General features: G+C 32.2%; 1 pseudogene. It reads left to right on the forward strand.

The features are described from left to right. Window positions 1–233: pseudogene (locus KVT27_RS26280) on the forward strand (HelD family protein); the annotation flags it as partial.

The raw sequence follows: 233 nt of genomic DNA on the forward strand, positions 1-233 counted from the left end.
CGCTGGATTGAAATTGAACTTAAAAAATTCGGGGAAACAAACGAGAAAAAATTACTTAAAAAAGAAGCGACTAAGAGACTGAACGCATATATGAAGTTTTGGCCGAAAATGAGTGCTCTTTCACTGTATAGTTCAATAGTAAAAAGTAAAGAAATACTCGAGGTATTACCTGAAGAACTTGTTAAAGAAACAGAAAAGAGTTGTCGTAAAAAAGAAGTGTATGTAGAAGATTT

This window comes from Lysinibacillus sp. GbtcB16 (assembly GCF_019091145.1).
Lineage (GTDB): Bacteria > Bacillota > Bacilli > Bacillales_A > Planococcaceae > Lysinibacillus > Lysinibacillus fusiformis.